This window comes from Pseudomonas sp. Irchel s3f7, from assembly GCF_900187615.1.
Lineage (GTDB): Bacteria > Pseudomonadota > Gammaproteobacteria > Pseudomonadales > Pseudomonadaceae > Aquipseudomonas.
In genome coordinates this window covers 41,047-60,308 of sequence record NZ_FYDO01000016.1, presented here as the reverse complement: position 1 = coordinate 60,308, position 19,262 = coordinate 41,047, and the positions used below count along the sequence as shown (strand labels likewise).

The 19,262-nt window shown below is 60.5% G+C and carries 18 protein-coding genes; 3 read left to right on the top strand and 15 right to left on the bottom strand.

Features of this window, described 5'->3' with window-relative positions; all coding sequences use genetic code 11:
• Positions 1-137: 137 nt before the first annotated feature.
• The 8 genes from guaA to CKW19_RS15470 all read right to left on the bottom strand — a co-directional run bounded on the left by guaA (position 138) and on the right by CKW19_RS15470 (position 7,499).
• On the bottom strand, positions 138-1,715 hold the full coding sequence (gene guaA, locus CKW19_RS15505) for a glutamine-hydrolyzing GMP synthase (RefSeq protein ID WP_095058626.1): 1,578 nt from the start codon (positions 1,713-1,715) through the stop codon (positions 138-140).
• 99 nt (positions 1,716-1,814) lie between these two features.
• Positions 1,815-3,284, bottom strand: a complete 1,470-nt coding sequence (gene guaB / locus CKW19_RS15500; protein WP_095058625.1) for an IMP dehydrogenase — start codon at positions 3,282-3,284, stop codon at positions 1,815-1,817.
• Between the two features lie 207 nt (positions 3,285-3,491).
• Complete coding sequence (locus CKW19_RS15495) at positions 3,492-4,040, bottom strand: sugar ABC transporter ATPase (protein WP_095058624.1); 549 nt, start codon at positions 4,038-4,040, stop codon at positions 3,492-3,494.
• A 185-nt stretch (positions 4,041-4,225) separates the two neighbouring features.
• Positions 4,226-5,407, bottom strand: a complete 1,182-nt coding sequence (purT, locus tag CKW19_RS15490) for a formate-dependent phosphoribosylglycinamide formyltransferase (RefSeq protein WP_095058623.1) — start codon at positions 5,405-5,407, stop codon at positions 4,226-4,228.
• An 87-nt stretch (positions 5,408-5,494) separates the two neighbouring features.
• Positions 5,495-5,962, bottom strand: coding sequence for a VUT family protein (locus CKW19_RS15485; protein ID WP_095058622.1), 468 nt, complete (start codon positions 5,960-5,962; stop codon positions 5,495-5,497).
• Positions 5,963-6,108: 146 nt separating this feature from the next.
• Entirely contained in the window at positions 6,109-6,324 is a 216-nt protein-coding gene (locus CKW19_RS15480; protein WP_053162270.1) for a DUF1289 domain-containing protein, read from the bottom strand.
• Positions 6,321-6,845 carry a gamma carbonic anhydrase family protein gene (locus CKW19_RS15475; protein ID WP_095058621.1) on the bottom strand — a complete coding sequence of 175 codons (525 nt, stop codon included), beginning with the start codon at positions 6,843-6,845 and terminating at the stop codon, positions 6,321-6,323. Before CKW19_RS15475 ends, CKW19_RS15480 begins: the two co-directional genes overlap by 4 nt.
• A 54-nt stretch (positions 6,846-6,899) precedes the next feature.
• On the bottom strand, positions 6,900-7,499 hold the full coding sequence (locus tag CKW19_RS15470) for a CoA pyrophosphatase (protein ID WP_095058620.1): 600 nt from the start codon (positions 7,497-7,499) through the stop codon (positions 6,900-6,902).
• Positions 7,500-7,646: 147 nt separating this feature from the next.
• Here CKW19_RS15470 and CKW19_RS15465 point away from each other — a divergent pair, with 147 nt between their 5' ends.
• Both CKW19_RS15465 and CKW19_RS15460 read left to right on the top strand, forming a co-directional pair.
• A complete protein-coding gene (locus tag CKW19_RS15465) occupies positions 7,647-8,198 on the top strand; it encodes an NUDIX hydrolase (RefSeq protein WP_095058619.1) in 552 nt (183 codons plus the stop codon).
• A gap of 108 nt (positions 8,199-8,306) precedes the next feature.
• Positions 8,307-8,810 (top strand): murein L,D-transpeptidase family protein, encoded by a 504-nt coding sequence (locus CKW19_RS15460; protein WP_095058618.1) that lies wholly within the window; start codon positions 8,307-8,309, stop codon positions 8,808-8,810.
• Positions 8,811-8,939: 129 nt separating this feature from the next.
• Here the strand turns inward: CKW19_RS15460 and CKW19_RS15455 are convergent, their stop codons facing one another.
• Together CKW19_RS15455 and purL are read right to left on the bottom strand one after the other, a co-directional pair.
• Positions 8,940-9,251 carry a YqfO family protein gene (locus CKW19_RS15455; RefSeq protein ID WP_095058617.1) on the bottom strand — a complete coding sequence of 104 codons (312 nt, stop codon included), beginning with the start codon at positions 9,249-9,251 and terminating at the stop codon, positions 8,940-8,942.
• A 5-nt stretch (positions 9,252-9,256) separates the two neighbouring features.
• The gene (purL, locus tag CKW19_RS15450; RefSeq protein WP_095058616.1) at positions 9,257-13,153 is read right to left on the bottom strand and encodes a phosphoribosylformylglycinamidine synthase; all 3,897 of its coding nucleotides are present in this window, start codon (positions 13,151-13,153) and stop codon (positions 9,257-9,259) included.
• A 285-nt stretch (positions 13,154-13,438) separates the two neighbouring features.
• Between purL and mltF the strand changes: the two genes are divergently transcribed.
• Positions 13,439-14,899, top strand: a complete 1,461-nt coding sequence (gene mltF / locus CKW19_RS15445) for a membrane-bound lytic murein transglycosylase MltF (RefSeq protein ID WP_095058615.1) — start codon at positions 13,439-13,441, stop codon at positions 14,897-14,899.
• Between the two features lie 120 nt (positions 14,900-15,019).
• Here mltF and pdxJ read toward each other — a convergent pair whose 3' ends face one another.
• The 5 genes from pdxJ to lepB form a co-directional block, all read right to left on the bottom strand.
• Positions 15,020-15,766, bottom strand: coding sequence for a pyridoxine 5'-phosphate synthase (gene pdxJ, locus CKW19_RS15440; protein ID WP_095058614.1), 747 nt, complete (start codon positions 15,764-15,766; stop codon positions 15,020-15,022).
• Between the two features lie 50 nt (positions 15,767-15,816).
• A complete protein-coding gene (gene recO, locus CKW19_RS15435) occupies positions 15,817-16,506 on the bottom strand; it encodes a DNA repair protein RecO (protein WP_095058613.1) in 690 nt (229 codons plus the stop codon).
• 131 nt (positions 16,507-16,637) lie between these two features.
• A complete protein-coding gene (gene era / locus CKW19_RS15430) occupies positions 16,638-17,540 on the bottom strand; it encodes a GTPase Era (protein WP_095058612.1) in 903 nt (300 codons plus the stop codon).
• Positions 17,533-18,222 carry a ribonuclease III gene (gene rnc / locus CKW19_RS15425; protein WP_053162288.1) on the bottom strand — a complete coding sequence of 230 codons (690 nt, stop codon included), beginning with the start codon at positions 18,220-18,222 and terminating at the stop codon, positions 17,533-17,535. Before rnc ends, era begins: the two co-directional genes overlap by 8 nt.
• A 185-nt stretch (positions 18,223-18,407) precedes the next feature.
• On the bottom strand, positions 18,408-19,262 hold the full coding sequence (gene lepB, locus CKW19_RS15420; RefSeq protein WP_095058611.1) for a signal peptidase I: 855 nt from the start codon (positions 19,260-19,262) through the stop codon (positions 18,408-18,410).

Genomic DNA, 19,262 nt, shown 5'->3' with positions numbered 1-19,262 from the left:
GAATCTTGCTTCGGCGCTTTCCACCCAAAAACAAAAATGCCAGTCAGCAAAACTGACTGGCATTGGCTAAAACCCTCCTGCGCCCCTCCGAATCTAACGTTGAACTCTAGAGGGTGCCGGCTTTGTGGGTCGCCTCATCATTCCCACTCAATGGTCGCTGGCGGCTTGCTCGACACGTCGTAAGTAACGCGGGAGATGCCTTCGATTTCATTGATGATGCGGCCGCTGACGGTTTCCAGCAGTTCGTAAGGCAGGTGTGCCCAACGCGCGGTCATGAAGTCGATGGTTTCCACGGCACGCAGGGCCACGACCCAGGCGTAACGACGGCCATCGCCGACCACGCCAACCGATTTCACCGGCTGGAACACCACGAAGGCCTGGCTGACCTTGTGGTACCAGTCGGCTTTGCGCAGTTCTTCGATGAAGATGTGGTCGGCGCGACGCAGCAGGTCGGCGTATTCCTTCTTCACTTCACCGAGGATGCGCACGCCCAGGCCCGGGCCCGGGAACGGGTGACGGTAGACCATGTCGTACGGCAGGCCCAGTTCCAGGCCCAGACGACGGACTTCGTCCTTGAACAGTTCGCGCAGTGGCTCGACCAGTTTCAGGTTCATTTCTTCCGGCAGGCCGCCCACGTTGTGGTGCGACTTGATCACGTGAGCCTTGCCGCTTTTCGCGCCAGCCGACTCGATCACGTCCGGGTAGATGGTGCCCTGGGCCAGGTACTTGATGTTGTCCAGTTTATTGGACTGGGCATCGAACACGTCGATGAAAGTACGGCCGATGATCTTGCGCTTCTTCTCCGGGTCGGCTTCGCCGGCCAGGTTGTTCAGGAACTGATCTTCAGCATTGGCGCGGATTACTTTGACGCCCATGTTCTCGGCGAACATAGCCATCACTTGCTCGCCTTCGTGCAGACGCAGCAGGCCGTTGTCGACGAAGACGCAGGTCAGTTGGTCGCCGATGGCTTTGTGCAGCAGCGCGGCAACCACGGACGAATCCACGCCGCCGGACAGGCCGAGCAGGACGTTGTCGGTGCCAACCTGGGCGCGAACCTGGGCGATGGCGTCTTCAGCGATCTTCGACGGGGTCCACAGCGCTTCACATTCGCAGATGTCGAGGATGAAGCGCGACAGGATGCGACCGCCCTGCTTGGTGTGGGTCACTTCCGGGTGGAACTGCACGCCGTAGTAGCCGCGAGCATCGTTGAACATGCCGGCAATCGGGCAGCTCGGGGTGCTGGCCAGGATGTGGAAGTCTTCCGGCATGCGGGTAACTTTGTCACCGTGGCTCATCCACACGTCGAGGCCGAACAGGCCATCGGCGTCGATGTGGTCTTCGATGCCGTCGAGCAGGCGGCTCTTGCCGACCACGTCTACGCGGGCGTAACCGAACTCACGCAGCTCGGAACCTTCAACCTTGCCGCCCAGTTGCTCGGCCATGGTCTGCATGCCGTAGCAGATACCGAAGACCGGTACGCCGAGGTCGAAGACTGCTTGCGGACAGCGAGGGCTGTTGGCTTCGTGGACCGACTCTGGGCCGCCAGCGAGGATGACGCCTTTAGGAGCGAATTCGCGGATCGCATCTTCGTCCATGTCGAACGGGTGCAGTTCGCAGTACACGCCGATTTCACGCACGCGGCGGGCGATCAGCTGGGTGTACTGGGAACCGAAGTCGAGGATCAGGATGCGGTGGGCGTGAATGTCGAGGGCCATGATTCAGTCTCGTCTAAAAAATTCGGAAACAATCGTGATTCAGAAACAACTCGGGGCTGAATAGAACAGCCCCGGTTGCTTAGCTTGTTGCTTGAAGGCTCAACCTACGCGGTAGTTTGGCGCTTCTTTGGTGATCTGCACGTCGTGAACGTGGGACTCGGCCATGCCTGCGCCGGTGATCCGCACGAACTCAGGCTTGGTGCGCATCTCTTCGATGTCGGCACTGCCGGTGTAACCCATCGAGGAGCGCAGGCCGCCCATCAGCTGGTGGATGATCGCGCTCAGGGTGCCCTTGTACGGAACACGCCCTTCGATGCCTTCCGGAACCAGCTTCTCGGCGCCTGCCGAAGAGTCCTGGAAGTAACGGTCGGAGGAACCTTGAGCCTGGGACATGGCGCCCAGCGAACCCATGCCGCGATAAGCCTTGTACGAACGACCCTGGAACAGTTCGATCTCGCCCGGCGCTTCTTCAGTACCGGCGAACATCGAGCCCATCATCACGCAGGAAGCACCAGCCACGATGGCCTTGGACAGGTCACCGGAGAAACGGATGCCGCCGTCGGCGATCAACGGAACGCCTGTGCCTTCAAGGGCAGCGGCGACGTTGGCGATGGCACTGATTTGCGGGACGCCGACACCGGCGACGATACGGGTGGTGCAGATCGAGCCTGGGCCGATACCGACCTTGACGGCGTCAGCGCCGGCTTCGGCCAGGGCCTTGGCAGCAGCGCCGGTGGCGATGTTGCCGCCGATGACCTGCACTTCAGGGAAATTCTGTTTGACCCAGCGGACGCGGTCGATCACACCTTTGGAGTGACCGTGGGCGGTGTCGACCACCACCACGTCAACGCCGGCGTTGACCAGGGCGGCAACGCGGTCGCCGGTGTCTTTACCGGTACCGACAGCAGCGCCCACGCGCAGACGACCTTGATCGTCCTTGCTGGCCAGCGGGTAAGCCTTGGCTTTTTCGATGTCGTTGACGGTCATCATGCCTTTGAGGGCGAACTTGTCGTCGACGATCAGCACGCGCTCGATGCGGTGCTTGTGCAGCAGTTCACGCACATCGTTCTTGTCGGCGCCTTCCTTGACCGTGACCAGGCGCTCTTTAGGCGTCATCACTTCACGGACAGTGGCTTCCAGACGGTTCTCGAAACGCACGTCACGGGAGGTGACAATGCCGACCAGGTCGCCATCGTGCAGCACCGGAACGCCGGAGATGTTGTGCATGCGGGTCAGGTCGAACAGTTCGCGCACGGTAGCGTCGGCGTCGATGGTGATCGGGTCCTTGACCACACCGGCTTCGTAACGCTTGACCTTGCGCACTTCGGCAGCTTGCTGCTCGATGGTCATGTTCTTGTGGATGATACCGATACCACCTTCCTGAGCCATGGCGATTGCCAGACGGGCTTCAGTGACGGTGTCCATGGCGGCGGAGACCAATGGAATATTCAGTTCGATGCCACGGGTAAGGCGGGTCTTGAGACTGACTTCGTTAGGAAGCACCTCGGAATAACCGGGCACTAGGAGAATGTCGTCGAATGTCAGAGCTTCTTGGCTGATACGCAGCATCGCGGGGGCTCCCGAGCGGGAAAATGGAAGCGCGCCATTATAGTCAGACACCCTCTCGGGTTCAATGTAAAACTCTGTCTATTATCGACGCGGTGATCGACGGGAGATTTGAAGAGCATCGCCAGCAAGCCGGCTCCTACGGATTTGGCGTGATCTTGTAGGAGCCGGCTTGCTGGCGATCAACGATAACGCGGTCCATCAGACGCGCTACAACTCGACCTTCACCCAACTGACCGGCTGATCGAGCCAATCGGCAAACTCATCGAGAAAGCTCTGCTTGAAGCCGGCTTCGGCCCAGTTATTGAAGATGAAACCGAGGTTGGAGAAGCCGCATTCCTGCAGGAACAGAAAGCCGTTGATGTCGTCTTCATGCCCGCATTCCGGGCAGGTGAAGTTATCGGTGCGCCCCGGCATCCAGTCTTCCAGGCTTTCAAACAAGGCCTCGCCCACTTCTTTGCGACACTCGGCGCAGCCCGCTTCTTCAAGGAAACCCTTGGCTGGCGTATAGATGCAACGCTTGGTGACGATCTCCAGGCCGTTGACCGGCTCGCCGAACGGCAGCGCCTCCGGGTGCAGGACCACCGCGCGGGCACCGTCGGCGATGGCATAGGCCATGCGATTGCCGGTGCGTCCACAAGTGGTCAGTTCTTCCTGGATGATGTTCTTGCGCACCAGCCAACGCACGATCGCCCGGGCCCGGGGCTCGTGCACCGCCAGCGTGGAGATTTTCGGGACGATGATGCTTTGCGAATTCATGGGGTACAGGCCTGGAGCATGGATAAATGTCCTGCAGGAGCGAGCCTGCTCGCGATGGTCGTTAACGATAACGCGGGGAGTCTGGTTCCCCGCGGTGTTCTTGAGTACATCGCGAGCAGGTTCGCTCTTACAGGTAAAGCAATGGCGCGATGCCTATAGAAGTTATAAGCCCGCCACCGTTGTTTTTACAGCTCGACAACAACCGCCTGCGAAGCACGGGTCGCCTTGGCGCGAGCGGCTTCGATCGACTCGTCGCGCGCCAGGGCCACGCCCATGCGGCGCTGGCCGTTGACTTCAGGCTTGCCGAACAGGCGCAGCGCGGTATCCGGCTCGCTCAACGCAGCACCCAGGTTGGCGAATGCGGTCTGGGTCGACTGCCCCTCCACCAGGATCACCGCCGAGGCCGACGGCCCGAACTGACGAATCAACGGAATCGGCAGGCCGAGAATGGCACGCGCGTGCAGAGCAAATTGCGACAAGTCCTGAGAAATCAGGGTCACCAGACCCGTATCGTGCGGGCGCGGCGAGACTTCGCTGAACCACACCTGATCGCCCTTGATGAACAACTCAACGCCAAACAGTCCACGGCCGCCCAAGGCTTCGGTGACTGCTTTGGCAACGCGCTCGGATTCCGCCAAGGCAACCGGGCTCATGGCTTGCGGCTGCCAGGATTCCTGATAGTCGCCCTTCTCCTGACGGTGGCCGACCGGCGCACAGAACGTAGTCCCGCCGACGTGACGCACGGTCAGCAGGGTGATTTCGTAGTCGAAGTCGATGAAGCCTTCGATGATCACGCGACCCTTGCCGGCGCGTCCGCCTTCCTGAGCGTAATCCCAGGCTTGCTTCACGTCATCGGCGCTGCGCAACAGGCTTTGGCCTTTGCCCGAGGAACTCATGACCGGCTTGACCACGCACGGGAACCCAAGGTCTTCGACAGCCTTGCTGTAGTCCTCGAAGGTGTCGGCGAAGTGGTACGGCGAGGTCGGCAGGTCCAGCTCTTCGGCAGCCAGGCGACGGATACCTTCGCGGTTCATGGTCAACTGCGCGGCGCGGGCAGTCGGGATCACGGTGAAGCCTTCGGCTTCCAGCTCTACCAGGGTCGCCGTGGCGATGGCTTCGATTTCCGGCACGATGAAGTGCGGCTTCTCGGCTTCGATCACCGCACGCAGGGCGGCACCGTCGAGCATGTTGATCACGTGGCTGCGATGGGCAACCTGCATGGCCGGCGCATTCGCGTAGCGGTCCACGGCAATCACTTCAACGCCCAGGCGTTGCAGCTCGATCACCACTTCCTTGCCCAACTCGCCACAGCCACACATCAATACGCGGGTCGCAGTCGGCGACAATGGAGTTCCGATACGGGTCATCTGAAGGTCCTCAAGATGCGGATCATCGAGGGTCGCGTCGCCAGGCGCGCTTCCCATGGGGAGAAAGCGCGGCATTTTACATGAACTTCAGCTGACGACAGCCTGTTTGCGCAGGCGCCAGGCCATGATCAACCACACGGCCGTGACACCGGCGAACTTTGAACCGAGGGCGGTGAGGATCACACCCGGCGTCAGCGCGTCGATCATGCCGAAGAAGATAAAGGTATCGAGGGGAATGCTCAGGGCCGAACTTATCCACAGGCGGTCGTGCAACGGGCGTTTGGTGATGCTGAACACCAGCCAGTCGATGCACTCGGACACCGCGAACGCCGTGGCGCTGGCCAGGGCGATGGAAGGATCGGACGTTGCATAGGACAGCACCAGCGCCGCCAGCATCGCCACAATCGCGCCATGGCCGAAGCGGGTCTGCACCATGTCGCGCAGGATAAACACCAGACCACCCCAGGCCGACCAGATGATGTCGAGATGCGGGGCGGTGGAAAAGGCGTAGTTGATCAGCACGACGCTGCTGATGTAGGCGATCAGGAAGAGCATGGAAATACCTGTCAGATTGGCGCACAGGATACTGTAGGAGCGAGCATGCTCGCGATGGTCGTGAACGATAACGTGGCAATCCTGACACCCTGCTGCGTTCACGGGTTCATCGCGAGCATGCTCGCTCCTACAGTGAAAGCCGTTCGTCAATTCCCGGGTTTTGCGCCGATCATCCAGACAAGCCCACTGGCCTTCGCCCGCTCATGACACAACCCCAACACCTTGCGGCGCTCGTCGTTGTCCATGCGGCTCCAGCGGGTAATCTCTTCCACGGTACGCTGGCAACCGGTGCAGATGTCATCGTCGTCCAGCGCGCAAATGTTCACGCAGGGCGATGCGACCGGGCGTTCGTTAGTGGTCATTCTTCCTGCTCGGCCAGATCGCGGGCATAGCGCTGGGCGTTGTGCACGTAGTGAGCCGCACCCGCCTCGAGCATTTTCTTCTGCGCCTCGGTCAGTTCACGCACCACCTTGCCGGGCGAACCCATGACCAGCGAACCGTCGGGGATCTCCTTGCCTTCACCGATCAGCGCGTTGGCGCCGATGATGCAGTTCTTGCCGATCTTCGCGCCATTAAGCACGACCGCGTTGATGCCGATCAGGCTGTTATCGCCTACGGTGCAGCCGTGGAGCATCGCGTTGTGGCCGATGGTCACGCCGGTGCCAATGGTCAGCGGGTAGCCCATGTCGGTGTGCATCACCGTGCCGTCCTGGACGTTGCTGTTCTTGCCGATCAGGATCAGCTCGTTGTCGCCACGCAGCACGGCGTTGAACCAGACGCTGGCGCCCTCTTCCAGTTTGACCCTGCCCACCAGCACGGCATTGGGTGCCACCCAGCTTTGTGGGTGAGTTTCGACGCGGGCGTCGCCCAGGCGGTATTTCATCTTGTTGTCCTCAAGGCTCAGGCAGCCGCGGTGTCAGCCATTCGAATGATGGCTTCAGGTATTGATAAAACTTTTGGGAGGCTGGTGCAGACTGATTTTCGCGTCATACAGCAGGTTGATCAACTCGACGATCATGATGGCCGTCAGGCCCCAGATCTTGAACTCGCCATAGCGATAGCTCGGCACGTACCAACTGCGTCCCTGATAGTCGATGCGGTGGGTATGTTCGCGCGGGTCCTTGCGGAAGAATTCCAGGGGCACGCTGAACACTGCAGCGATCTCGGCATCGTTGGCCTGGTATTCGACGAAGTCGGGAATCACCCCGACATAGGGCGTGACCCTGATGCCATGCAGGGAGATCAACGGGCTGAGCGGGCCGATCACTTCGACCAGCCCCGGCGGCAAACCGATTTCTTCCTCGGCTTCGCGCAGGGCAGTGAAAATCAGGTCGGGGTCTCCGGGGTCACGGCGGCCGCCCGGAAAAGCCACTTCGCCACCGTGGGTCGAGAGCCCGCTGGCGCGCAATGTCAGCACCAGTTCCGGCTCGTCACTGCGAGTGATGGGTACCAGCACCGCTGCCTCGGGGAAACGACGGTCAGTCTCCAGCGTACGTGGAATATGATTACTTACCCGATGCAGTAGCTCATCCAGCATGAGTGTTCTCGATCTGTGCCTTACCCTGCATCATGCACCAATCATTGCGGTCGCCCAACCCCCGAAACAGCCCCATGTCGCGAAACGACAACTTGCCGACAGACACCGCCGCACGCCAAGATAGGCGCAGCATTCAGGAACCCAAGCATGAAATTTTGCAGCCAGTGCGGTAACCCGGTGACCCCGCGCATTCCCGAGGGCGATTCGCGCCTGCGTTTTGTCTGCGACAGCTGTCACACGATTCATTACCAGAACCCCAATATCGTCGCTGGCTGCGTGGCGACCTGGGGCACCAAGGTGTTGTTGTGCCGCCGCGCCATCCAGCCACGCCTCGGCTATTGGACCCTGCCCGCCGGTTTCATGGAAAACGGCGAGACCATCGAGCAGGCAGCCATTCGTGAAACCGCCGAAGAAGCCTGCGCCCGCGTGCGCAACCTGAGCATCTATACCCTGATCGACGTGCCGCACATCAGTCAGGTGCATGTGTTCTTCCGCGCCGAACTGACGGACCTGGACTTCGCCCCCGGCCCCGAGAGCCTGGAAGTGCAATTATTCGACGAAGCGGACATCCCTTGGGACGAGCTGGCTTTCCGCACGGTGGGCCGTACCTTAGAATGCTTCTTCGCTGACCGGCGGACCGAGGTCTATCCCGTACGGTCCGAATCGATCCCGCCGCTTGCTCAGCCTGTCATCACTTGATACATACTGGATACTCCTGAAGCCGCCGAAAGATCGCAGCCTTCGGCAGCTCCTACAAAAACACCTATAAATATATGTAGTCGCGACACCTCCTGGGGAATCGTTTCAATGCGCTGGTTGCTTGCCCTATTCTGTTTGTCGTTCGTCTCGGTATCCCAGGCTTCTGCCGTGGAAACCCTGAACGGCAAGGTCATCGAGAAAATTCTGGTTCTCAAGTCTTCCCATCAATTGCAATTGATCAATGACGGCAAGCCGATCAAGACCTATCGCATTTCCCTGGGCAAACGCCCCACGGGTCCGAAGCTGATGGAAGGCGACAAACGCACGCCGGAAGGTTTCTACTGGGTTGACTGGCGCAAGGTCAGCGAACGCTTCAACCTGGCGATGCATGTTTCCTACCCGAACATCAGCGACGCCGCCCGTTCACGGCGCGAAGGGGTTGATCCTGGCGGCATGATCATGATCCACGGGACTCCGGACACCGAAGAAAACCCGGAAAACCTGTTCCACACCCTGGACTGGACCGACGGCTGCATCGCCATGCGCAACATGGACATGCGCGAAGTCTGGAACCTGGTGCCGGACGGCACGATGATCGAGATTCGCCCCTGACCTCGTTGTGAGTTGGGGCTTTTGTGGCGAGGGGGCTTGCCCCCTCGCCACAGAGATCACATTCCTACGGGCATTAAAAAACCCGCTGAAATCGCTTTCAGCGGGTTTTTCGTTTCAACGGCGGGAAGATCAGAAATCCTCCAACCGCCACACCTCATAAGCCGGTGTCTCGTAGGGATGGCTCTGTTTAAGCGCCGCCACTACCGAGTGAATCAGCTCATCGGCGACCACCAGCTCAACCTTCCATTCCTCGACCTGTTCGACCTGCCCCGCTTCGCCAATGAACGGCTGACTGCCGTCCAGTGGGCGAAACTGACCCTGGCCCAACACCTGCCATGCACAGTGATCGTAAGCACCGATCCGCCCGCCACCGGCGGCGAATACGGCACTTTTGACCACGTCGACATGACTGTCGGGAACAAAGAAGCTGAGCTTGTACACGGCTATCAGTTAACCCAGACGCGAGCGTTACGGAACATACGCATCAGCGGAGCATCTTCGTTCCACTCATCCGAACGCCACGAGTTCTGCACGGCGCGGAACACACGCTCCGGGTGCGGCATCATGATGGTTACGCGACCGTCGCGGCTGGTCAAACCGGTGATCCCGCGCGGCGAGCCGTTCGGGTTGGCCGGGTAGCTTTCGGTGACCTTGCCGTGGTTGTCGACGAAACGCATCGCCACGCAACCGGACAGATCGGCTTGCAGCAGCGCCTCTTCGCTTTCGAACTCGGCATGACCTTCGCCGTGGGCGATGGCGATCGGCATGCGTGAACCGGCCATGCCTTGCAGGAAGATCGAGTTCGACTCCTGGATCTGCACCATTGCAACACGGGCTTCGAACTGTTCGGAGCGGTTACGCACGAAGTGCGGCCAGAACTCGCTACCCGGAATCAGCTCGTGCAGGTTGGACATCATCTGGCAACCGTTGCACACGCCGAGGGTGAAGCTGTCGTTGCGCTCAAAGAAACCCTGGAACGCATCGCGGGCACGGCTGTTGAACAGTGCGGATTTCGCCCAGCCTTCACCGGCACCCAATACGTCGCCGTAAGAGAAGCCGCCACAAGCGACCATGCCCTTGAACTCGTTCAGGTCGACACGGCCGGCCAGAATGTCGCTCATGTGCACGTCGATCGCGTTGAAACCGGCGCGATCGAACGCAGCCGCCATTTCCACCTGACCGTTGACGCCCTGCTCACGCAGTACGGCAACCTGTGGGCGAATGCCTTTCTTGATGTAAGGCGCGGCGATGTCCTGGTTGACGTCGTAGCTCAGCTTGACGCTCAGGCCCGGGTTTTCTTCTTCCAGCAGCACGTCGAACTCTTGCTCGGCGCAGTCGGCGTTGTCACGCAGACGCTGGATCTGGTAGCTGGTCTCGGCCCACTGGCGTTGCAGCAGACGACGCTGGCCTTCAAATACGGTGTCACCGTTGAAGGTGATGCCGATCTCGCCATTGTTGATTGGCTGACCGATCACCGACACGCAATCACCCAAACCGGCAGCACTGAACTGCGCGAGGATGTCTGGAGTGGAATCCTGGCGAACCTGGATGACCGCGCCCAACTCTTCGTTGAACAGGATGGCCGCGATGTCGGCAGACGTTTCGGCCAGACCGTCGAGGTTCAGGCTCAGGCCGCAGTGACCGGCAAACGCCATTTCCACAACGCTGGTCAGCAGACCACCGTCGGAACGGTCGTGGTAGGCCAGCAGGTGACCGTCGGCGTTGAGGCCCTGGATCACCGCGAAGAAGGCCTTGAGGTCTTCGGCGTCATCGACGTCCGGAGCCTGGCTGCCGAGCTTGCCGTGAACCTGAGCCAGGATCGAGGCGCCCATGCGGTTCTGGCCACGACCCAGATCGATCAGGATCAGGTCGGTGGTGCCCTTGTCCATGCGCAGTTGCGGGGTCAGGGTCTGACGGATGTCAGTCACTGGCGCGAAACCGGTCACGATCAGGGACATCGGCGACGTGACGGACTTGTCCACGCCTTCATCGTTCCAGCGCGTGGCCATGGACATCGAGTCCTTGCCCACCGGAATGGTGATGCCCAGCTCAGGGCACAGCTCCATGCCGACCGCTTTCACGGTGTCGTACAGACGTGCGTCTTCGCCCGGGTGACCGGCCGCCGACATCCAGTTCGCCGACAGTTTGATGTCGGAGATCTTGCCGATACGCGAAGCCGCGATGTTGGTCAGGGTTTCACCGATGGCCATGCGGCCCGACGCCGGAGCGTCCAGCAGTGCCAGCGGAGTACGCTCGCCCATGGCCATGGCTTCACCGGTGTAGACGTCGAAGCTGGTGGCGGTGACGGCAACGTCGGCCACCGGAACCTGCCACGGGCCGACCATCTGGTCACGGGCCACGAGGCCGGTGATGGTGCGGTCGCCGATGGTGATCAGGAAGCTCTTGCTCGCCACGGCCGGGTGATGCAGGACGCGCTCGACGCAGTTGGCGATGTCGAGGGTCGACGGATCGAAATCGTCGCCCAGTTCGTTTTCACGAACCACCGAACGGTGCATGCGTGGAGCCTTGCCCAGCAGCACTTCCAGCGGCATGTCCACCGGGCTGTTGCCGAAGTGGCTGTCGGTCACGGTCAGTTGCGGTTCGGCGGTGGCCTCACCGACGACGGCAAACGGGCAACGCTCACGTTCGCAGATCGCCTTGAAGCGCTCGAAGTCAGCCGGGCCGACTGCCAGAACGTAACGTTCCTGGGATTCGTTGGACCAGATTTCGTGCGGGGCCATGCCCGGCTCGTCGTTTGGAATGTTGCGCAGTTCGAAACGGCCACCACGGTCGCCGTCGTTGACCAGTTCCGGGAAGGCGTTGGACAGACCACCCGCACCCACGTCGTGGATGAAGCTGATCGGGTTCTTGTCGCCCAGTTGCCAGCAACGGTCGATGACTTCCTGGCAGCGACGCTCCATCTCAGGGTTTTCACGCTGTACGGAAGCGAAGTCGAGGTCTGCCGAGCTGGTGCCGGTGGCCATGGAGGAAGCCGCGCCGCCACCCAGGCCGATGAGCATCGCCGGGCCGCCGAGCACGATCAGCTTGGAGCCGACCAGAATCTCGCCTTTCTTGACGTGTTCTTCACGGATGTTGCCCATACCGCCAGCCAGCATGATCGGCTTGTGGTAACCGCGAACTTCATCACCGTGCGGGGTGGTGATCGATTGTTCGAAGGTACGGAAATAACCGGTCAGGGCCGGACGACCGAATTCGTTGTTGAACGCAGCGCCGCCCAGCGGGCCTTCGATCATGATGTCCAGCGCGGTAACAATGCGCTCAGGCTTGCCGTATGGCACTTCCCACGGCTGTTCGAAGCCCGGGATCTGCAGGTTCGACACGGTGAAACCGGTCAGGCCAGCCTTCGGCTTGGCGCCACGGCCGGTTGCACCTTCGTCGCGGATCTCGCCGCCGGAACCGGTGGATGCGCCCGGGAACGGGGCAATCGCGGTCGGGTGGTTGTGGGTTTCAACCTTCATCAGGATGTGCACCGGTTCCTGCACCGCGCCGTACTGGCGGGTCTCAGGGTCCGGGAAGAAACGACCGGCCACGGAGCCGACGATTACCGAAGCGTTGTCCTTATAAGCCGACAGAACGCCTTCGCTGTGCATCACGTAGGTGTTCTTGATCATGCCGAACAGGCTTTTTTCCTGGCTCTGGCCGTCGATGTCCCAACTGGCGTTGAAGATCTTGTGACGGCAGTGCTCGGAGTTCGCTTGGGCGAACATCATCAGTTCGATGTCGTGCGGGTTGCGCTTCAAGCCGACGAAGGCGTTGACCAGATAATCGATCTCGTCTTCGGCCAGGGCCAGGCCCAGCTCGGTGTTGGCTTTTTCCAGCGCGGCGCGGCCGCCACCCAACACGTCGATGGCGGTCAGGGGCTTCGGTTCGGCGTGGCTGAACAGACCGGCAGCCTGTTCCAGGTTGCCGAGGACGATCTGGGTCATGCGGTCGTGCAGGCCGTCGGCAATCAGCTGGGCTTCAGCGTCGCTGAACTGGCCGGCCACGTAGAACGCGATACCGCGCTCAAGCCGCTGGATTTTCGCCAGGCCGCAGTTGCGAGCGATGTCGCTGGCCTTGCTCGACCACGGCGAGATGGTGCCGAAACGCGGCAACACCAGAAACAGACGACCGGTCGGCTCTTGTACTGGAACGCTAGGGCCGTACTTCAGAAGGCGCGCAAGCACCTGCTGTTCGTCGCCGGTCAGGACGCCGGTGACTTCGGCGAAGTGAGCGAATTCAGCATACAAGCCACTGACAGCCGGAACCTTCTGGCTCAGTTGCTCAAGGAGTTTGCTGTGGCGAAAGGCAGAAAGGGCAGGAGCGCCGCGCAGGATCAACATCTTCGGGACAGCCTCGGGAAGGGGTGTGCTTTGAGGCCGTGCATTCTAGCCTAAACCGCCCGCGACATCACCCGAAACGCTACGCACGGTTGCACTCGAGTGTCGATCTGTGTTTCTGCCTCGAAAGTCAGGTTAATCAGGCGTGACACAACCGCTTATTTTTACTGTAACAAAATGCACGAAAGGCCCATTCCCGTGGGGTTTCGGCCGGTTTTGTGATGTCTAGCAGACAACCCCCTCGCTGTCGAGATATGGCGCCCGTGGTCCTTTGCGTATACTGCGCAGATGTTTTCCCCAACGGCTTTGCGTCCGCGGTACGCCAAATGGCTGATCGCAACCGGACTCTTCCTGGTGCTCGGTGGCTGTGTTGATAAACCCAACACGCTCGAGCGCGTAAAGGAGGATGGTGTGCTGCGCGTGGTTACGCGAAACAGCCCCGCCACCTACTTTCAGGATCGTAACGGCGAAACCGGCTTCGAATACGAGCTGGTGAAGCGCTTCGCCGAGGATCTGGGCGTCGAACTCAAGATCGAGACCGCCGACAACCTCGACGACCTGTTCAATCAGGTCGGCAAGCCCAACGGCCCGGTGCTGGCGGCTGCCGGCCTGGTCGGCAGCGAAGAACGCAAAAAGCAGGTGCGGTTTTCCCACTCCTATCTGGAAGTGACTCCTCAGGTCATCTATCGCAACGGCCAATCGCGGCCGACCGATGCGAAGGATCTGGTGGGCAAGAAGATCATGGTGCTCAAGGGCAGCACCCACGCCGAGCAACTGGCGCAGCTGAAACAGAAATTTCCCGGCATCGAATACGAAGAGTCTGACGCGGTTGAGGTCGTTGATCTCCTGCGCATGGTCGACGAAGGTCAGATCGATCTGACCCTGGTCGACTCCAACGAAGTCGCGATGAACCAGGTGTATTTCTCCAGCATCCGTGTCGCCTTTGACCTGGGTGATGCCAGCAACCAGAGCTGGGCCGTCGCGCTGGGCGATGACAACAGCCTGCTCAACGAAATCAACGACTACCTCGACAAGGTCAAGAAGAACGGCACGTTGCAGCGCCTCAAAGACCGCTACTACGGGCACGTCGACGTTCTCGGCTACATGGGTGCCACCACCTTCGCGCAGCACTTGCAGCAGCGTCTGCCCAAGTACGAGCAGCACTTCAAGGCGTATGCCAAGAAAGAGAAAGTCGACTGGCGCCTGCTCGCAGCGATCGGTTACCAGGAATCGTTGTGGCAGCCCGCAGTCACGTCCAAGACCGGCGTGCGCGGCCTGATGATGCTGACCCAGAACACCGCGCAGGCCATGGGCGTGTCCAACCGCCTCGACCCCAAGCAAAGCATTATGGGCGGCGCCAAGTACCTGGCCTATATGAAAGAGCAACTGGACAACTCGATCCAGGAACCTGATCGCACCTGGTTTGCCCTGGCCGCCTACAACGTCGGCAGCGGCCATCTGGATGACGCGCGCAAACTGACGGCCAAGGAAGGGTTGAACCCGGACAAATGGCTGGACGTGAAGAAGATCCTGCCGCGCCTGTCAGAAAAGAAGTGGTACAGCAAAACCCGTTACGGCTACGCCCGTGGCGGCGAACCGGTGCACTTTGTGGCGAACATCCGTCGCTACTACGACATCCTGACCTGGGTCACGCAGCCGCAGCTTGAAGGCGATCAGGTGGCCGAGGGCAAACTGCTGGTTCCGGGGATCGACAAGAGCAAACCGGCTCAAGAGGCTGCGCCGCTCTGACTCCATGGCGCCTTCAAGATCGCCTTCGCTGGCAAGCCAGCTCCTACAGGGTTAGCCCACCATTGCGGATCGACACAGATTTGTAGGAGCCGGCTTGCCAGCGATGGTAGCGCCCCGATGTCAGCCTTTGAGCGCCGCCGCCAGAATCAGCGCCTTCATCTCCGACACCGCCGACTTGAAGCCCACGAACAACGCATGGGCCACCAGCGCATGGCCGATGTTCAGCTCGTTGATGCCCTTGATCGCCGCCACGGCTTCAACGTTGTGATAGTGCAGGCCATGGCCGGCATTGACGATCAGGCCCTGGGCCAGACCAAACGCCACGCCATCGGCCACACGCTTGAGCTCTTCGGCCACGTCGGTCGGGGTTTCGGCATCGGCATAACGGCCGGTGTGCAGTTCGATGGCTGGAGCACCGACACGGCGCGAGGCTTCGATCTGGCGCTCGTCGGCATCGATGAACAACGACACTTCAGAACCGATCTTCGACAGACGCTCAACCGCTGCCTTGATGCGCGCTTCCTGCCCCGCGACATCCAGGCCACCTTCGGTGGTCAGCTCCTGACGGGTTTCCGGCACCAGACAGATGTGTGCCGGGCGGATGCGCTCGGCGAACTGCATCATTTCTTCGGTGACGCCCATTTCGAAGTTCATGCGGGTTTGCAGCACATCCTTGAGCACCAGAACGTCGCGCTCCTGAATGTGGCGACGGTCTTCACGCAGGTGCACGGTAATGCCGTCGGCGCCTGCCTCTTCCGCGTCCAGCGCTGCCTTGACCGGATCCGGGTAACGAGTGCCCCGGGCCTGACGCAGGGTGGCAACGTGGTCGATGTTCACGCCAAGAAGAATGCGGGTGCTGGTGGTCACGGAAAGCGCTCCAGAAGAAGAGAAAGTTCGGTGCACAGCATACGGTGTGATCAGGGCTTGCGAAACAGCTCGCGACTGACAAGTGGACGTCCGCCCAAATGAACGGCCAACGCCTGGCGCATCAAGCGCTTGGCGGCAGACAGAGCACCAGGGGCAGACCAATCGGCTTCGGCCATGGCCAGCAGTTCGGCGCCATTGAACAGACCGGGTTGCAGCAGATACACCCGCTCCAGCCCCGCATCCACTTGCAAGCGGTAGAGGCCGTCCGGCGCGATGGGGGCGTCGTGGATATCGAGAATCAACGAAAAACCGTAACCGAGATCATCGAGCAAGCGCCACTCGAAGGAGCGCAGCAACGGCTCCAGCGGTCGACCTTCGGCCAGCGCCAGCAGGGTCGCGGCGTAGTGATCAAACACCGAGGGAAGCGGGTCTTCGGCGGGCAGCAGGCGAATCAGCAGTTCATTGAGGTAAAGCCCGCTGAACAATGCTTCGCCGTTGAGCCAGGTGGAAACGCCGGCACTTTCCATGCGCCCGACATTCTTCAGCTCTCCCCTGCCCCGAAACTCGACTTCCAGCGGCACGAACGGCCGCGCCAGTGTCCCGGCCTTGCCCCGCGCACTGCGCAACACCGCCCGTAGCCGCCCTTGCGGCGTGAGGAAGTCCACCAACGCACTGTTTTCGCGGTAGGCGCGGGAGTGCAGGACATAGGCGGGTTGGGCGATGGGCGGAGTTGAGGACATCAAGTCTCACATACTGTAGGAGCGAGCTTGCTCGCGATGGTGGATAACGATAACGCGGGCTTTCTGAATGAACGCGGCGCTCTCAAGTCCATCGCGAGCAAGCTCGCTCCTACAGGGGGGCTTTCGGAGTATTACAGGTCGCCGTAACCCAGCGAACGCAATGCGCGCTCGTCATCGGACCAGCCGCCCTTAACCTTGACCCACAGGTTGAGCATGATCTTGGAGTCAAACAGCAGCTCCATGTCCTTGCGCGCCTCGGTGCCGATGCGCTTGATGCGCTCGCCCTTGTCGCCAATGATGATCTTCTTCTGGCCATCACGCTCGACAAGAATCAAGGCATGGATGTGCAGGGTCTTGCCCTGCTGCTTGAACTCTTCGATTTCGACGGTGATCTGGTAAGGCAGCTCGGCGCCCATCTGGCGCATGATTTTCTCGCGCACCAGTTCGGCGGCGAGGAAACGGCTGCTGCGGTCAGTGATCTGGTCTTCCGGGAAGAAGTGATCGTTTTCCGGCAGGTAACCGGCGATCACGCGCTCCAGCGCTTCGAGGTTGTGCCCGTGCTGCGCGGAAATCGGGATGATCTGCGCGTTCGGCAGCTGCTCCTGCAACCAGCTCAGGTGCGGCATCAGCTCGGCCTTGTCTTCGATGCGGTCGGTCTTGTTCAGCGCGACGATCAGCGGGCCGGTCACGTACTGCACGCGCTCCAGAACCATCTGGTCTTCTTCGGTCCACTTGGTGCGGTCCACCACGAAGATCACCACGTCGACGTCTTTCAACGCCGCCGAAGCGGTCTTGTTCATGTAGCGGTTCAGGGCCTTTTCGCCACCCTTGTGCATGCCGGGGGTGTCGACGTAGATCGCCTGCACATCACCTTCGGTCTTGATACCGAGCATGTTGTGACGGGTGGTTTGCGGCTTGCGCGAGGTGATCGCCAGCTTCTGACCCAGGATGTGGTTCAGCAGCGTGGACTTGCCCACGTTGGGACGGCCGACGATGGCAACATAGCCACAGCGAGTTGCGTTTGAATCAGTCATTGCCATTCTCCACACCCAGGGCAATCAGTGCTGCGGCGGCCGCTACCTGTTCGGCAATACGACGACTCACACCCTGACCTCGGCTTTTTTCATTCAGTAAGATGATTTCGCATTCGACGAAGAACGTCCGGCAATGCGGTTCACCCTGGATATCCACCACTTCGTAACGCGGCAGTTCGCAACCACGGGACTGCAGGAATTCCTGCAGGCGGGTCTTTGGATCTTTGTTGGTGTCGACCAGCGTCAGGCCTTCGAACTCGCCGGCCAGCCAGGCAAGCACACGCTCGCGGGCCATTTCCATGCCGGCATCAAGGTAGATCGCACCGATCAGCGCTTCGAGGGCATCGGCCAGAATCGACTCGCGACGGAAACCGCCGCTTTTCAACTCGCCAGAGCCCAGGCGCAGGTAATCGCCAAGGTCGAAACCACGGGCCAGTACGGCCAGGGTCTCACCTTTCACCAGGCGTGCGCGCAAACGCGACAACTGGCCTTCGCGGGCCAGCGGGAAGCGATCGAACAGCGCCTCGCCAGCAACGAAGTTGAGGATGGCATCACCGAGGAATTCCAGGCGTTCATTGTTACGCCCGGCAAAACTGCGGTGAGTCAGGGCCAGGACCATCAGCTCCTGATCCTTGAAGGTGTAGCCGAGCTGACGCTCGAGACGGCTTAAGGAGACGCTCACGGTTTACCCACGCTGAGTTCGTGGTTGGATTCCACCGCCACCGCCGGGATTCGGCGCAGGCCTGGGACAATTAACGCTGTGTTCAAAAATAACGTCCTGAATATCATTGGCTTCATGCTCCCGGGCACCGATTGTGTCGGTTCCAGAAATGCATTCGGCGCTGTGTTCAACAGCGCCGTGTTTGATTACTTGATCAGGCCAACCCGCGAGAAATTCGGCAGGTGACTGAGTTTGGGTTCCGGCCAGCTCATCCAGACCGCGAAGGCCTTGCCGACGATATTCTTGTCGGGAACCATGCCCAGCAGATCCTTGGGAATGCTCGGATCATCCCAGTAGCGACTGTCGTTCGAGTTATCGCGGTTGTCGCCCATCATGAAGTAGTGCCCGGCAGGCACAGTCCACGAACGGTCAGGCGTGGCGCGGTAGCGGCTCATTTCCTTGCGGATCAGGTGCTCGGCGACACCGAGCTTTTCCTTGTAGAGTTCCGCGCTGCCCAGCGTGCCCGGCTCGGAGCCGAGCAATTGTTCGGCAACCGATTCACCGTTGACGAACAATCGCTTGTCGGCGGTGTAGCGAATCTTGTCACCCGGCAGGCCCACCACACGCTTGATGTAGTTGACGTTCGGATCGCTTGGATAGCGGAACACCATCACATCACCGCGCTGCGGATCACCGACGTCGATGACTTTCTTGTCGATCACCGGCAGGCGAATCCCGTAGGAAAACTTGCTCACCAGGATGAAGTCGCCGACATCCAGGGTCGGCTTCATCGAACCGGACGGAATCTGGAACGGTTCCACCAGGAACGAACGCAGCACCAACACGATGAACAACACCGGGAAGAACGACTTGCCGTATTCAACCAGCAGCGGTTCTTTGTTCAGTTTCTCGACCACGACCATGTCCGGCTGGCTGACGCTGCCCTGATAGGAGGTGATGGCGGCACGCCGACGCGGCGCCAGGATCAACAGATCAAGCAACGCCAACAGGCCGCAGACAAACACGGCGATGACCAGCAACAGCGGGAAATTTAGTGACAT